Annotated in this window: 14 protein-coding genes; 7 read left to right on the top strand and 7 right to left on the bottom strand. The window is 29.7% G+C overall.

Annotated elements, in window-relative coordinates; genetic code table 11:
- Positions 1–480 precede the first annotated feature (480 nt).
- Positions 481–1,275, top strand: a complete 795-nt coding sequence (gene tatC, locus ACUBP5_RS02350) for a twin-arginine translocase subunit TatC (protein WP_482168051.1) — start codon at positions 481–483, stop codon at positions 1,273–1,275.
- Between the two features lie 9 nt (positions 1,276–1,284).
- The gene (locus ACUBP5_RS02345; RefSeq protein ID WP_482168050.1) at positions 1,285–1,851 is read left to right on the top strand and encodes a Smr/MutS family protein; all 567 of its coding nucleotides are present in this window, start codon (positions 1,285–1,287) and stop codon (positions 1,849–1,851) included.
- 114 nt (positions 1,852–1,965) lie between these two features.
- Here the strand turns inward: ACUBP5_RS02345 and ACUBP5_RS02340 are convergent, their stop codons facing one another.
- Both ACUBP5_RS02340 and smpB read right to left on the bottom strand, forming a co-directional pair.
- A complete protein-coding gene (locus ACUBP5_RS02340) occupies positions 1,966–3,294 on the bottom strand; it encodes an OmpA family protein (protein ID WP_482168049.1) in 1,329 nt (442 codons plus the stop codon).
- Positions 3,295–3,346: 52 nt separating this feature from the next.
- A complete protein-coding gene (gene smpB / locus ACUBP5_RS02335; protein WP_482168048.1) occupies positions 3,347–3,805 on the bottom strand; it encodes an SsrA-binding protein SmpB in 459 nt (152 codons plus the stop codon).
- Between the two features lie 55 nt (positions 3,806–3,860).
- On the opposite strand from smpB, the gene ACUBP5_RS02330 reads away from it, so the two are divergent.
- The 3 genes from ACUBP5_RS02330 to ACUBP5_RS02320 are packed head-to-tail and all read left to right on the top strand — an operon-like array spanning position 3,861 to position 7,418.
- On the top strand, positions 3,861–5,498 hold the full coding sequence (locus ACUBP5_RS02330) for an ABC-F family ATP-binding cassette domain-containing protein (protein WP_482168047.1): 1,638 nt from the start codon (positions 3,861–3,863) through the stop codon (positions 5,496–5,498).
- A gap of 36 nt (positions 5,499–5,534) precedes the next feature.
- The gene (locus tag ACUBP5_RS02325; RefSeq protein WP_482168046.1) at positions 5,535–6,389 is read left to right on the top strand and encodes a transketolase; all 855 of its coding nucleotides are present in this window, start codon (positions 5,535–5,537) and stop codon (positions 6,387–6,389) included.
- 57 nt (positions 6,390–6,446) lie between these two features.
- The gene (locus ACUBP5_RS02320; RefSeq protein WP_482168045.1) at positions 6,447–7,418 is read left to right on the top strand and encodes a transketolase family protein; all 972 of its coding nucleotides are present in this window, start codon (positions 6,447–6,449) and stop codon (positions 7,416–7,418) included.
- A 283-nt stretch (positions 7,419–7,701) separates the two neighbouring features.
- Here the strand turns inward: ACUBP5_RS02320 and argS are convergent, their stop codons facing one another.
- Positions 7,702–9,474 carry an arginine--tRNA ligase gene (gene argS, locus ACUBP5_RS02315; protein ID WP_482168044.1) on the bottom strand — a complete coding sequence of 591 codons (1,773 nt, stop codon included), beginning with the start codon at positions 9,472–9,474 and terminating at the stop codon, positions 7,702–7,704.
- Positions 9,475–9,510: 36 nt separating this feature from the next.
- The gene (locus tag ACUBP5_RS02310) at positions 9,511–10,581 is read right to left on the bottom strand and encodes a branched-chain amino acid aminotransferase (RefSeq protein ID WP_482168043.1); all 1,071 of its coding nucleotides are present in this window, start codon (positions 10,579–10,581) and stop codon (positions 9,511–9,513) included.
- 532 nt (positions 10,582–11,113) lie between these two features.
- On the opposite strand from ACUBP5_RS02310, the gene ACUBP5_RS02305 reads away from it, so the two are divergent.
- Entirely contained in the window at positions 11,114–11,875 is a 762-nt protein-coding gene (locus ACUBP5_RS02305; protein WP_482168042.1) for a type III pantothenate kinase, read from the top strand.
- A 281-nt stretch (positions 11,876–12,156) separates the two neighbouring features.
- Here the strand turns inward: ACUBP5_RS02305 and ACUBP5_RS02300 are convergent, their stop codons facing one another.
- The 3 genes from ACUBP5_RS02300 to ACUBP5_RS02290 all read right to left on the bottom strand — a co-directional run bounded on the left by ACUBP5_RS02300 (position 12,157) and on the right by ACUBP5_RS02290 (position 14,455).
- The gene (locus ACUBP5_RS02300; protein WP_482168041.1) at positions 12,157–12,579 is read right to left on the bottom strand and encodes an HIT family protein; all 423 of its coding nucleotides are present in this window, start codon (positions 12,577–12,579) and stop codon (positions 12,157–12,159) included.
- Positions 12,580–13,056, bottom strand: a complete 477-nt coding sequence (gene greA / locus ACUBP5_RS02295) for a transcription elongation factor GreA (protein WP_482168040.1) — start codon at positions 13,054–13,056, stop codon at positions 12,580–12,582. It lies immediately after the preceding gene.
- A gap of 523 nt (positions 13,057–13,579) precedes the next feature.
- Complete coding sequence (locus tag ACUBP5_RS02290) at positions 13,580–14,455, bottom strand: NifU family protein (RefSeq protein WP_482168039.1); 876 nt, start codon at positions 14,453–14,455, stop codon at positions 13,580–13,582.
- Positions 14,456–15,054: 599 nt separating this feature from the next.
- Here ACUBP5_RS02290 and ACUBP5_RS02285 point away from each other — a divergent pair.
- Positions 15,055–15,381 (top strand): nucleotide pyrophosphohydrolase, encoded by a 327-nt coding sequence (locus ACUBP5_RS02285; RefSeq protein WP_482168038.1) that lies wholly within the window; start codon positions 15,055–15,057, stop codon positions 15,379–15,381.
- Positions 15,382–15,389 lie beyond the last annotated feature (8 nt).

The following is a 15,389-nucleotide window of genomic DNA, read 5'->3' as shown; positions in this document are numbered from 1 at the left end:
ATCTTTTTTTATTAAAATTAATAAATATGATACTCTTAACAAGAAAATCCTTGAAAAAGGATCAATCTACTAAAAATTATGGTCTCTTTTCATTTTATAGAACTATGTTTAGAATTTATATTTTCTAAACATAGTTATTAACTATGGAGAAAATAGGGTTATACTCTCTTCTAAAAAAAAAAAATCATAATTGACTTTAAAAGAATTTATTAGCAAATGATTATGTTATTAAATTTAGGGGATAGGAGGCTCTATCATAAGAATTGTAAAACTTTAACTGGGAATAGTCAAATATATATTCAAAGAAAAAATACTGTTAAAAATTGTAAAATCGTAAAAAAATATTATTCAGCTTAATAAAGCTATAACTATTATAGTTAAATAATTTAATAGTTATAACATAAATGAGGAGGAAATGATGGAAGAGAATAATATGGTATTATTAATTTTATAATTTACTTAAAATAAGGTTATATACTTATGAATCGTTTTACAAAAAAAGAAATGTCTTTTTTATCACATCTTGAAGAGCTAAGAACCCATATTTTACGAGCCTTGCTCGCTATCATCTTTAGCACGTGTATTGTTATGATGAATAGAACTATAGTGTTTGATCATATTTTATTCGCACCAGCTAAATCCGATTTTATTGCCTATAGTTTTTTACGCTCTCTTAAAGAGCTTTTTTATCATGAAAATTTAATGATATTACCTGTTGATCTTCATATCCAAAATAGAAAACTTTTAGGCCAATTTAATACCTATATATGGGTAAGTTTATTAGGAGGAATTATACTATCGTTCCCTTATGTATTTTATGAAGTATGGCGTTTTATTCTTCCTGGACTATCAGTAAGAGAAGTCAAGTATTCACAATATATTATTCTAAGTGCTTCTGTTTTATTTATATCTGGAGTCTTATTTGGTTACTTTATATTATGCCCTATGACTATCCAATTTGGATATAGTTTCCGTATTAGTCACTTACCCGAAAATATATTTGATTTAGCTGACTATATTTCTATAGTAACCTACTCTGCATTATCTATGGGGTTAGTCTTCTTATTCCCAATAGTAGTGTTTTTTTTAACGAAACTAGGTTGGATTAACCCTATTTTCTTGCGTAAATATAGAAAACATGCTTTACTACTAATGCTCGTAATTGGAGCTGCTATTACGCCTTCAGACTTATTAAGTATGATAATAGCTACTATTCCACTTATTATACTTTACGAACTTAGTATACTTACTTGTATAATTGTTTCAAAAAAATAAGATACGTATATGAAAGATATTTATGAATATACTTACTTTTTTAAAGTAGGAGACTATGTATCGGTAATAGATGAAAATATTACCGGCGTAATAGTTAAGATTGTAGGATCTAAAGTTTGGATTCTTACTGAATCAGAATTTGAATATTGTTATGAAGCAAAAGAATTGATACGAGGTTATAATAATTTTTTTAATGAACTATGTATCCCACGTTTTCCCCCAAAAATTAATAAAATAGTAAAAACGGAGAGGAATCATCTTAAAAAACGTAAAGAAAGAATTTTAGAAGTAGATTTGCATATAGAAAAACTACTTAATTATCCTAAAGAATATGAAAAAAGAGAATGGCTACCAATTCAGATAATTCAAGCAAAAAAAATACTTAAAGAGTCTATGAAAAGAAACCTTAAACAACTGATTTTTATTCATGGACAAGGAGAAGGAATTCTCAAAAAAGCAGTACATGAATTATTAGACGCATATCCTAATATAGAATATTTTGATGCCCATTACAGAAAATATGGGGTAGGTGCAACGGAAGTATATATTCATTACAAGAAGCAAATTTGTGAATGAAAACAAAAAATAATAAAAACGACCTCTTTTTTGACGGTCGTTTTTATTAAAAAATAAATTAAATACCTACTCCTCTTTTTAAAAAAAAAGTTTAAGATTTATTATGGAGTTACTTTATTTTTTAAGTTGGTCTTTTAATTTAATATTCTTAGGAGTATTTAAAAATGCACCCTTTTTAAGGACTTTATTAGAAGTTTCACTTTTATGATCGTTGACTTCTTCATCAATATTAATATCTTTCTTCTTACATACTCTAATACAATTATAACCAATAGTATTTCTATCACCTATTAAACATTTAACTAATAGTCTATCTGCATCAACGCCGTTTTGAATTAAAGCATTTTTTATTGCATTAGCTCGTCTTACAGAGAGTTTACATTTATAAATAGGGATTGTCTTATTATCATCAGAATAACTATATATATAGAAACAACTACCTGCAATCTCTTTTTGGTTCAAAAGTTTAGCTATACATTTTATGTATTTACTAGATGCAGGATACATAACATCTTTATTTGAATAAAAGAATACATTTTTAATGAGATCATTTATTCTAGCTATTTTTTTATTATATTCAATTGCAAGCTTAGAATCTACATCTGAATTCATAACTGAAGGAGATTTAGAATCTACATCTGAATTCATAACTGAAGGAGATTTAGAATCTACATCTGAATTCATAACTGAAGGAGATTTAGAATCTACATCTGAATTCATAACTAAAGGAGATTTAGAATCTACATCTGAATTCATAACTGAAGAAGAGGTATAATTAATAGCTGAATCTACAGATGAAGAAGGGTCGTTAGATTTTTTTTTGAGGGGGATCCGTACTACTACCCCGGCAGCGTATTGGAAATAATTAAGATAGTCTTTCCTAGCTTGGACTACAATGTTATAGCTAACGCTTAAGTTTAACCCAATTCTATTGGTAACCCATATGTTAAGTCCCATACCTAAATTAGGGCCCAAAAAATGCTTCCTATTATTTACATAAATAATTTCTTCAACACTTTTTTGTTTACGATCTTTAATAATTATACTTATATCTCTTTGATTGTGTTTGTTATAACTAACCCCTATCCTAAAATACGGATTAAACCAATAATCCTCTTTAAAAGGATAAATCCTAATTCCTAATCCAAACTTTATAAAGATTGCTTTAAAATTCCATCTTAAATTGTTAAGATAACAAATATTCGATTCAGCATCTGCAGAAATATTTTTTTTAAAATTGTAACTAATTTCCCACATTGAAAAAGGTTTTGGACTCCCAATGTTTTCTAATTTTAACCATTCATTTAACGGGCGATATATGGGTTTATGATCAATAGCGTGAGTCCCCACATTGATTAACCATTTGTTATGTTGATCTTGAGCATTCAAGGCATTCCAGGCAAAGAGGAACAACCCAGCAACAAGAAGCTTAATTTGTTTCATAATAAACTATTTATTTTTTGTTAATTTCCATACAGTCAAAGGTATATAAAAATTACCTATACTTCAAAGCAGCATCTCTCTGAATTTTCATTTCTCTATTCTTTATAATGTGGCGTTTATCATATATTTTTTTCCCTTTTGCTAAAAATATCTGAAGTTTAGCAAATCCCTTTTCGCTAATAAATAATCTTATGGGAATGATAGAAAGAGCAGATTCCTTAACTTTACGATTTAATTTCCTAAGCTCAGTACTATTTAGCAAAAGCTTTCTCTCTCTACGAGGCACATGATTAACATGAGTAGCCCATCTGTACTCAGCAATATACATATTTATAATATATAATTCTCCATCTTTGATTTGGCAAAAGCTTTCTGTTATGGAAGCATGGTTACCTTTGATAGATTTAATTTCACTACCTAGCAAAACCAATCCAGCAGTATATTGATCTAAAAGCTCATAGTTAAAGTAAGCCTTTCTATTTTTAATATTTACAATTGTCTTTTTTATCATCAAAGAAATATCTTTATATTAAGTACTTTTGCACAAATTTAAAAAATCACCGAAAATGCTAACAGTATCAAAGCTATCATTACAATTTGGGAAAAGAGTACTCTTTGATAACGTAAATATTAAGTTCACAAAAGGGAACTGTTATGGTATCATCGGCGCTAACGGTTCAGGAAAATCTACCTTTTTAAAAATTTTATCGGGCGAAATGGATCGAACTTCCGGTCAAGTTTATATAGAATCAGGTAACCGTATGTCTGTATTGAACCAAAATCACCAAGCTTTTGATGATAATAATGTGCTGGAAACAGTAATTATGGGTAATAAAAAACTTTATAAAGTTAAAAAAGAAATAGAGACATTATATAACAAAACGAATTTTTCAGAACAAGATAGTATTAAAGCAGGTGAATTAGGAACTATTTATGAAGAAATGAATGGTTGGAATGCAGAAGCCGATGCTGCTGCATTGCTTTCCAATCTTGGCATTAAAGAAGAAATTCATAATAAAAAATTAAACGAACTCGAAAGAAAAACAAAAGTACGTGTATTACTCACACAGGCCTTATTTGGAAATCCAGATATACTGATACTCGATGAACCTACAAATGATCTCGATACAGATACTATAAGTTGGCTTGAAGACTTCTTAGGAGGATATGAAAATACAATTATTGTAGTATCTCACGACAGGCATTTTTTAGATGCTGTATGTACACATATTTGTGACTTGGATTTTTCGAAAATACAACTTTTTACTGGGAATTATACTTTCTGGTATCAAGCGAGTCAACTAGCTAATCAGCAACGTTCTCAACAAAATAAAAAAACTGAAGAAAAACGAAAAGAACTTCAGGACTTCATCCGAAGATTTAGCTCAAATGTATCTAAGGCCAAGCAAGCAACCTCTCGTAAAAAAATGCTAGATAAATTAAATATAGATGAAATAAAACCTTCTTCAAGACGATATCCAGCTATAATTTTTGAGCAAGAGCGTGAAGCTGGGGATCAAATTCTCGAAGTAGAAAAACTATCTCAATTCGATCAAGAGGGTCCACTTTTCCAAAAAGTATCCCTAAAAATAAATCGTGGAGATAAAATTGCCCTTATTTCAAAGAACAGTAAAATACCTTCAGCTTTTTATGAAACTATCTCAGGCAAACTTCCACTTGAAAATGGAAGTTTTTTATGGGGAATTACCACTAAATATTGTTATTTACCAGTAAATTATGACGAACTTTTTCAAAATGACTTAGATTTGGTCAACTGGCTAAGACAATATTCACAAAAGGAAGAAGAACATAATGAAGAATATCTACGAGGATTTTTAGGAAGGATGCTTTTTAGTGGAGATGAAGCACTTAAAAAAGCTAGCGTACTATCAGGAGGTGAAAAGATGCGCTGCATGTTATCGAAAATGATGCTTATAAAAGCTAATGTATTAATGCTTGATGAACCTACAAATCATCTTGATCTAGAATCTATAACAGCTTTAAACCACTCACTAAGGAATTTTAAGGGTACATTTTTAATCAGCTCTCAAGATCATGAATTGCTTCAGACAATTTGTAATCGTGTAATAGAGTTAGGTCCTTTAGGATATATTGATCGTCAAATAGAATATGATGAATATCTCAACGACCCTAAAATTAAAGGACTTAGAAAAAATATTTATTTAAGAAATAAATTAAACTAGGATAAATTATATTTGTGTAAAATAAGTTCTTAGTATATGATTCCTATTGAATCCTTAGAAAGAATCTGTACACAGACTCGCAGAGATGTTCTGCGTATGGTACATAATGCAAAGTCAGGTCATCCTGGCGGTGCTTTAGGAGCTACAGAGTATTTTGTAAGTCTTTTTTACCAAGTTTTGCGCTATGATCCAAAACATTTCCACATGGAAGGGAATAGGGAAGATCTATTTTTCCTTTCCAACGGGCATCTCTCTGCTGTATTATATAGCATCTTAGCGCGAGTAGGTTATTTCCATATTGATGAATTGACTACTTTTAGAAAAATAAATTCTAGATTACAAGGTCATCCCAGTCCATGCGAAGGATTACCTGGTATTCGTATTGCGTCAGGCTCCTTAGGACAAGGGATGTCTGTAGCTATAGGAAGTGCACAAGCAAAAAAACTTGCTAAAGACCCTTTCTTGATCTATAGCTTACATGGTGATGGAGAGCTAAACGAAGGTCAAAACTGGGAAGCAGTGCTCTATGCTGGCGCTAAAAAAGTAGATAATTACGTTGCTACTATAGATTACAATAATCAACAAATTGATGGTTCTACCGAATCAGTTATGCCGCTAGGAGATCTCAGAGCAAAATTCGAGGCTTTTGGATGGTATGTGCTTAAACAAAATCAAGGCAATCAACTTGAAGAAGTAATATATAGCCTTAAAAAGGCTAAAGAAGAGTGCGGAAAAGGCAAACCTATATGTTTAATTCTAAATACGGAAATGGGCTATGGGGTAGATTTTATGAGCGGAACACATCACTGGCATGGGAAAGCGCCAGATGATAAACAACTTGAAAAAGCCCTAAAACAATTACCTGAAACTTTAGGAGATTATCCTATATGATAAAGGTTAGTAGATAAAAATACACATTCTATAAAATAGTAACTACATTTATAAATTATGAGAACCTATAAAAGTGAAGGGCTAAAAGAAACCCGAGCAGGCTTTGGATCTGCCCTTTTAGAACTGGGTAAAAGAAATAAAAATGTTGTAGCGTTATGCGCTGATTTGACTCAGTCTTTGTCAATGACTAAATTTTCTGAAGCTTTCCCTGAACGTTTCTTTCAAGTAGGTATCGCTGAAGCCCATATGATGGGAATGGCAGCTGGACTTGCTATTAGGGGTTATCTCCCTTTCACAGGAACTTTTGCTAATTTTTCTACAGCACGTGTTTACGATCAAATACGTCAGAGCATAGCTTATTCCAATAAAAATGTAAAAATATGTGCTTCACATGCAGGACTTACCTTAGGAGAAGATGGAGCTACTCATCAAAGTCTTGAAGACATTGGAATGATGAAAATGCTACCAGGAATAATAGTAATTAATACCTGCGATTTTAATCAAACTTATGCTGCCACGTTAGCTATCGCAGAACATCTAGGTCCTGTATATTTACGTTTTGGAAGACCCGCAGTACCAAATTTTACAGATAAAGATCAAGAATTCCATATAGGTAAAGGATTGCTTCTTTCGGAAGGGGATGATGTAACCATCATATCTACAGGTCATTTAGTGTGGGAATCTTTAGAAGCAACTAAATCACTCTTAAAAGAAGGAATATCTTGTGATGTCATTAATATTCACACTATTAAGCCCTTAGATGAAACGCTTATAGTTAATTCAGTAACTAAAACTGGTTGTGTAGTTACTGCTGAAGAACATAATATTTTGGGTGGGCTAGGTGAAAGTGTAGCTAGATTATTAAGTACAAAACTACCTAGAGTACAAGAATTCGTTGCAGTGCGAGATACTTTCGGAGAAAGTGGACAACCAATGGAACTTATGGAAAAATATGGTATTGATAAAAAAACCTTAATTAATAAAATCAAGAAAGCAATAAAAAGAAAACATGAATTTCTATATTGTTAAAATATAAGCGTTTTTTCTTAAAAATACTAATGAAACCCTAGATTTTTTCTAAAATTGTAGAAAAATATATAAGTTTATAGTTTTAATATACTACTTAATAGTAAAGTTCTCATTATTATCATAATGATAGCCTATCTGATAAAATCAACGTTTTAATTTATATTAATATCTTTTTATAATATTCTGTCAGTATTTATATATATTCATAGCTAGCTAGCTATATCCCCCTTACCTAGGAAGGGGGATTGAACTTTTATATTCTTAGAATTATAACACTTTAAAATTACATACGATCCGGTACATTAATCCCAAGAATTTTCATTGCTCCTTTTAAAATTTTACCAGATACTATAGAGAGTTTAAGGTGAAAAATAACCTTTGAAGTATTATCATTTCTAAGAATATTTACATTTTGGTAAAAATCATTGAAAGATTTTGCTAATTCATAAGCATAATTTGCTATTAGTGATGGATTAAGATTTTTAGCAGCATGGCTTATAATATAAGGATATTGTTCAAATATCTTTAATAAAGATTTCTCATACTCTCCTAATAAACATATTGATATGTTAATATAAACAAGATCACCAGCCTTTTTTATAAGTGAATAAATGCGAGCGTAAGTATATTGTATATAAGGACCTGTATTGCCTTTAAAATCTATTGAGGCTTCTGGATTAAATAATATCCGTTTTTTTGGATCTACTTTTAAAATATGATATTTTAAAGCGCCTAACCCTATGGTCTCAAAAAGAGACTTTTTTTCTTCTGAAATAATATTTTGGTGCTTTCCTAAATTCTGGCTAAGTGACTTAGCTATTTGATGCATTTGATTCATAAGATCATCTGCATCTAGTATATTACCTTCACGGGATTTCATCCTCCCAGAGGGGAGATTTACCATTCCATAAGAAAGATGGAAAATATGATCGGCCCATGCATAACCTAACCGTTTTAGAATAAGGAATAATACTTTAAAGTGATATTCTTGTTCTTCTCCTACAATATAGATAATAGATTCTATAGGATACTTTTCAAAACGCTCTACAGCTGTACCTAAATCCTGGGTAATATACACTGACGTTCCATCTTTTCTTAAAAGAAGTTTTCGATCGAATCCTTCAGCAGTTAGATCAATCCATACTGAACCATCTTTCTCACGAAAGAACGCTTTTTTTTCAAGTCCTTCTTTAATAATCCGTTTACCTAGCAAATAGGTGTTACTCTCATACTGTGTATAGTCAAAATCAATACCTAAACGTTTATAAGTTTGCTTAAAACCCTCATATACCCAATGATTCATTTTATTCCAGAGCTCTATAACTTCAATATCACCCATCTCCCAAAGACGTAATAATTCATAAGCCTCTTGCATGATTGGAGCTTCTTTTTCAGCTTTAATTTTATTATAACCTTGTGCGCATAGATCATTTATCTCATTACGATAGGCTTTTTCAAAAATTACATAATACTTCCCTACAAAATGATCTCCTTTTAACCCACTACTTTTAGGAGTTTCACCCTCTGAAAATTTTTTCCATGCTAGCATTGATTTGCAAATATGAATGCCTCTATCATTAATAATTTGAGTTTTGATTACTTTTTTACCAATAATTTTAAACAACTGAGCTATTGAATGCCCCAGAAGATTATTTCGAATATGCCCTAGATGTAGTGGTTTATTAGTATTAGGAGAAGAATACTCTATCATTAGATGACGTTTCTCAAAAGATTTTATAAATAAAAAATCATTTTCAAAAAAATATTGTAAAAGTTTACAATAATAATCGTTAATGCACTCGAAATTTAAAAAACCCTCGATAAGATAAAAAGTCTCTACTATAGGTGAATGTTTCTTGACATAACAACCTATATCATTCCCTATTTGATCTAAGGGGGTTTTAAGTTGCTTGAGCAAAGGGAAAAGTACTAAAGTAACATAACCAGAGAATTCTTTTCGAGTAAACTGTAACTCAAGTTCTATATAATCTATATTATATATATGCTCAATAGCTTTATGTAAAATATGTCTAAAACGTTCAAGAGTGGGTTCCAATATAGAAGATATCTTAAAAAATTTAAATATTTGTTGTTAAACATCTGTAATAAAACTCTCAAGAGATGCTCTCCAGCCGAAAGGATCTATAGACCGATTATATTGAATCTCCATTAAATATTTTTTAAGACGTGATCCAAATGATTCATCATCAGCAATTACAGGTAACGAAAAATCTTTACCTTTACAACCTATGTTTCTATAAGGTTGTACAACTACAGCTGTTCCCGTGCCAAAAGCCTCATTTACATATTTTTTTTCAAGATTTACCAAAAGTTCAGCTAAGGTAATTTCACGTTCTTCTACTTCTATTCCTTTATAACGGGCTAATTCTATGATGCTCTTACGCGTTATGCCTCCTAATATTTTATCACTTAACGAAGGTGTAATTAGTTTATCCTTTATTCTAAAAAAAACATTCATGGTGCCAGATTCTTCAATACTATCATGATTTAATGAATTAGTCCACAATATTTGATCATAAGATTGTTCATTAGCTAGACGAGTAGGATAAAAAGCTGATGAATAATTAGCCGCTGCTTTAGCAAACCCTATGCCGCCTTGTGCGGTGCGGCTATATTCCTGCTCAATCTTAACGCTAAGAGGTCGTGAATAATATTCGCTCACAGGAGTACAAATGATAATAAACTTAAATTCATTTGAAGAAACTGCTGCTACTTTTGCCTCAGTAGCTATCATAAAAGGTCGTATATAAAGAGCTTGTCCGTAATTCTTAGGCACCCAGGAACGATCAAGATCAACTAATCTAGCAATTCCTTCTAAAAAAACATCTTCAAGAAAAGAAGGCATATTTAATCGTTCAGCGGATTGGTTAAGACGTTTTATATTTTCTTCGGGACGAAAGAAAAAAACTTCATCATTTTCATCCTTATAAGCTTTCATCCCTTCAAAAACAGCTTGTCCATAGTGAAAAACCGAAGCAGCAGGCGATAATGTTAAAGGGGATAAAGGCTCAATACTAGGAGCTTGCCAACTCCCCCTTTGGTAAACACAGCAAAACATATGGTCTGAAAGTTCAGTACCGAAAGAAAGCTTTTTTAAATCTACTTTAGATATTCTCGAACAGGAAGACTTATTAATGAACATGATTTTATTTTTCAATAGGGAAAGATAAAGATAATCATTTTAATTAAGCCTTTATATAACAGATATAGAAGTAAATAAAACTAAAATATTTATAACGTAAATGTTTTTTTGTTTTTATCAGAGACTTTATTATTTATAAAGAAGACATTAAAAAATACTAATATTAAATTATTAATAAAATAAACTTTTATCAATACTTTAATAACTTATTTTAAGTTCTAATTAAAATATAAACTTATTATAGAGTTTTTCTAACTAAGTTATATGTAACTTAAGATTTTTAATTATCAAGAAGCATAATTTAGTTATCTTATAATTGATATAGAGATAAATCCCAAAAAGGATTACTTTTTAAAAGCCATGCTTTTAACTATTCAGTATCACTCCCTTTTTCCTTATTATAGAGATTTATATCAAAATTTATATAGTAATCTAAAATTAATAGATAAATACTATTATCAATTATAAATTAGTTTTTTAGCATGAATTTAAATAAACATTTAACTTAGTCGTCTTTTTTATACTATATATTATGTTATTAATAATTAATATAGGCAATTCTAGCTTACAATTTGGATTCTTTGAAGAAGATAGTCTTAAGTGTCAAAATTTTTCGATTATTAATAGCAAAGCTCCTAGAAGTTCTGATGAGTACGCTATTCTTTTTGAGAGTTTTTACCATCGTTATGGTATATCTTATAAAAATATTAAGACTATTGTTATAGGATCTGTAGTCCCATCCTTAACTTATATTATAAGTAATTCGTTAAATTCCATACATCAATTTACTCCATTGATAGTTAACAGATATTCAGACTCATCTGTTAAACACCATTCTCATGAGATAGGAACAGATCTATATGCCAATGCTATAGCAGCTTATGAGCTATATAAGAAAACCTCTCTTATAATAGATTTTGGGACAGCTCTTAGCTTAACTTGTGTAAATAGAGATATGCAATTGAAGGGAGTTATCATAGCACCGGGCGTAAATAGCGCGCTTAATTCTCTAATACAAGACACATCTAATTTGCTAAGTGTAGAACTTAAAAAACCAACTAATGTATTAGGGTTATATACAAAAAACTGTATTCAAAGCGGAATGATTTATGGCTATCTTAGCATGATAGAAGGCTTAATAGAACTTATAGATCTAGAACTTAAAGAAAAATGTTATGTTATTGCTACAGGTGGCATGGCCCATATATATGGGCCCTTAACAAAGAAAATTCATAAAATTGACAAATTTCATACCCTTAAAGGTCTTGCGCTTTTAGCTAGATTTAGTATGTAGTTTCTTCCCTACTAACTAAATTTAGTTGGCATTTATTCTAAAATAATTACTATATAGATATATAGTATACAATAATAGAATATATGATTTCGTCACTGACGATAGTATCGATATTGAGGTTAAGACTTTAAGAAAAAAAATATTTTATACTAATTTTTCAGTAAAAAAAATAGAAATTATAACTCTCTTTAGATAAATATTTTATAGTTAAAAATATCATAAAGGATAAATACTTATTGTTTATTAAGAAATAAATAAAAGGAGACTACTATAGGTAGTATTTAGCCTAAAATAAATCTTCCATAATTTAAGTTATAAGCTTTTTTAAGTTCTATAGATATCTTTTTAAATTCTTCTGAATTTAGAGATATTCTTGGACGAGAAAAGTCAAGATCTGATTCACAGTCTATAGGAACCAAATGAATATGAGCATGAGGCACTTCAATCCCCATTATGGCCATACTGATCCTCTTAGCAGAAATTACCTTTTCAAGTGATTTAGCCACTTGGTAGGAAAAGTTCATTAAAGCAGTAAAATCACTGGGAGAAAGATCAAAAACTTTATCGGTTTGTTTTTTTGGAATGACCAAAACATGTCCTATTTTAATCGGAGCAATATCTAAAAAAGCCAAGTGTGAAGAATCCTCAGCTACTTTGTAAGATGGTATTTCCCCCTTAATGATTTTTGTAAAGACTGAATTCATTTAAAAATCTATCTTTAATACTTTTAAAAGTAGTTTATTACCATTAGGTAAAACAATATGAGCTATATCCCCTACTTTCTTGCCAAGTAATCCTTGAGCTATAGGGGTATGAATAGATATTTTTCCCATCTTTAAATCTGTTTCACTTTCAGGCACTAATGTATAAGATTGACTTATACCTTGTGTAAGGTTTTTAATTTGAACTGTAGAAAGAATGGAAACTTTGGAATGATCTACCTGAGAGCTGTTTATAACACGTGAATTAGATATCTTTTCTTTCAAACGCGCAATACGCATCTCCATAAGTTCCTGAGACTCCTTTGCTGCATCATACTCGGCATTCTCCGATAAATCTCCTTTATCACGAGCTTCAGCAATTTGCATTGATATTTTAGGACGCTCCAAAACTTGCAATCGTTCAAGTTCTTCACGAAGTTTTTTTAATCCCTCCTCAGTAACGTATTGCACTTTTGTCATAGTGTTAGTTTATTATACAATAATAATCCGAGAACAACTATATTTAGGCCTCTCAGCATTATTTAAACAAATATACTTTTTTTAAGTATGAGTGAAAAAAAACAAATTTTAACTTTTACTAGAAAAATAATATTTCATATAGTAATGAGTAATTTAATAATATTAGGCTATAATTATAATAACGAAATATAGAGGTCAAATTATATGGTTTTTTTATAAACTTTATAAGTAAAAAAAAAACTTTTTCATTTATAATGTAGTTATATTTAGTTATAATATAATAAATTTATTGCCCTAAATATACTAGGATGAGAAACCCATGAGAAAAAATTGTTCATTTAATGAAACATCTATAAATTATAACTAAGAAACAGGTAGTACTCTATATTTAGAGTGTAAAATAAACATCCAAATCTTAATGAAATATAAATGATAAATATAGGAAGTTATTTCCTTACTATTTTTCTATAATTTATAGTTAAAATTTATTTTATTATTCACTATTTTTATTAGAAAATATGACTCATCCGTTAATCGCTTGTACATGCGCGACTTTACCTGGTAACATTTTTTTGAGTAAATTTTCTATCCCTTCTTTAAGAGTAACCATAGAAGAAGGACAACCACTACATGCTCCTTGTAGTAACATATTAACCGTTTTAGAACCTGTATCAAAAGAAATCAATTGAATATAGCCTCCATCTTTAGTTACCATAGGTTCTACGTATTCCTTTAAGATTAATGAGATCTCTTCCTCTATATCTGATCTAGGCCGATAGGGGATCTTAATAAGATGATCTTTTAAGGCTACCTCATCAACTACTAATCCTCCATTTTGGAGATATTGAGTTATATAATCCCTAAGTTCTAACGATATATCATCCCAAGCAGTATAAATATCTTTAGTTATAGAGATATAATTATCCATAAAAAATAACTGTCTGATAAAAGGAAATTTAAAAAGCTCTATAGCTAATGGAGATATGTAGGCTTCTTTTTTGTTTTTGATTTCTAGCATTTTAGAAATCAAATAACGGTTAGTTATAAATTTAATAACATTAGGATTAGGTGTAAGCTCAATATATACTGATACGCATACTTTTTTAGGATTTTCAGTTATAATAGCTCTATAACCTAATTTGAAATAACTATCTATAGTATTTCTTAACTCTTCGATAAAATCTGATTCCCAAAAAGATTCTGAAGTTTTTTGAAGAGCTATAAAATTAGCAGTAATAAATATTTTCTTAACCATCGGATATTCAAGTAATTGCCTTGAGAGAGGAGAACAATAAGTGGAAGATATATCTTTAAATTCATAACTTCCTTGAGTAATTATCTCATCTGATACAAACTTAATGATATTAGATGATGTCGTATTTTCTACGTGTATGTTCATTACAAGAATTATCTATTTGCGACTATGTAAAGTAACCACTTTTATGCAGTTGACTAAATTAAAAATTATTATTTAAATTGATGTTATAATCAAATTTTGGCTTATTATATTCTATAATCTCGCTTCTCCCTACCCTACTTTCTTCTGACCTTCCCCCCCCCAAAAAAAAAATAATTATTGTGTGATGCTTATAAAGGAATATAACGATATACTATATAAACGACATCTTCTGTTATAATATGTTATGCTTATCTTCTTGGTTAAGAATTTATGTTAATTAACATTACCATAAACTTTAAAAGTTTTTTATTAAAGTTATATTTTTCACCTATACGACTGATAATAATCCTATTAGCGCCTATTATTTAAAATGATAACCTATACTTTAGCAAAGTACTTTCTAATTTTAATCTCAATCTATCTCATAATACTTTCTTATGATATATATTTTTTTTTTAAATATGACATATTAAATTGGCTTTCTAACTTCTTAGAAAGTTTATTTTATATTTCCTTTTTAAGGAAGGACCTTGAAATATAAAATAGTTACTATTAATACTTGAAAAGTATGTGCTTAATTTCTATATGTTAAATAAATTATGAACATTAAAGATGCGCAAAAGACTGTTGATAATTGGATAGCTACTTATGGAGTTCGCTATTTCGATATACTTACAAACATGGCTCAACTTACTGAAGAAGTAGGAGAGGTAGCTCGAATTATCTCTCGAAAATATGGAGAGCAATCTGAAAAGGGCATAGATAAGAAAAAAGATCTTGGAGAAGAACTATCAGATGTACTTTTTGTTTTGTTATGTTTAGCTAATCAAACAGGAATTGATCTTACTAAGGATTTTTATAAAAGACTTCAATTCAAAGCCAATAGAGATTTTCATCGTCATCATACTAATGATAAACTTAAATAAGTAGTTAT

It is taken from the genome of Candidatus Insignibacter tubulum (assembly GCF_056790205.1).
This window is presented reverse-complemented; position numbering and strand designations above follow the sequence as displayed.

Excerpts from the sequence above, each read along its gene's own strand:
- tatC (WP_482168051.1), top strand. The coding sequence starts at position 481 with ATGAATCGTTTTACAAAAAAAGAAATGTCTTTTTTATCACATCTTGAA.
- ACUBP5_RS02345 (WP_482168050.1), top strand. The coding sequence starts at position 1,285 with ATGAAAGATATTTATGAATATACTTACTTTTTTAAAGTAGGAGACTAT.
- ACUBP5_RS02340 (WP_482168049.1), bottom strand. The coding sequence starts at position 3,294 with ATGAAACAAATTAAGCTTCTTGTTGCTGGGTTGTTCCTCTTTGCCTGG.
- smpB (WP_482168048.1), bottom strand. The coding sequence starts at position 3,805 with ATGATAAAAAAGACAATTGTAAATATTAAAAATAGAAAGGCTTACTTT.
- ACUBP5_RS02330 (WP_482168047.1), top strand. The coding sequence starts at position 3,861 with ATGCTAACAGTATCAAAGCTATCATTACAATTTGGGAAAAGAGTACTC.
- ACUBP5_RS02325 (WP_482168046.1), top strand. The coding sequence starts at position 5,535 with ATGATTCCTATTGAATCCTTAGAAAGAATCTGTACACAGACTCGCAGA.
- ACUBP5_RS02320 (WP_482168045.1), top strand. The coding sequence starts at position 6,447 with ATGAGAACCTATAAAAGTGAAGGGCTAAAAGAAACCCGAGCAGGCTTT.
- ACUBP5_RS02310 (WP_482168043.1), bottom strand. The coding sequence starts at position 10,581 with ATGTTCATTAATAAGTCTTCCTGTTCGAGAATATCTAAAGTAGATTTA.
- ACUBP5_RS02305 (WP_482168042.1), top strand. The coding sequence starts at position 11,114 with ATGTTATTAATAATTAATATAGGCAATTCTAGCTTACAATTTGGATTC.
- ACUBP5_RS02300 (WP_482168041.1), bottom strand. The coding sequence starts at position 12,579 with ATGAATTCAGTCTTTACAAAAATCATTAAGGGGGAAATACCATCTTAC.
- greA (WP_482168040.1), bottom strand. The coding sequence starts at position 13,056 with ATGACAAAAGTGCAATACGTTACTGAGGAGGGATTAAAAAAACTTCGT.
- ACUBP5_RS02290 (WP_482168039.1), bottom strand. The coding sequence starts at position 14,455 with ATGAACATACACGTAGAAAATACGACATCATCTAATATCATTAAGTTT.
- ACUBP5_RS02285 (WP_482168038.1), top strand. The coding sequence starts at position 15,055 with ATGAACATTAAAGATGCGCAAAAGACTGTTGATAATTGGATAGCTACT.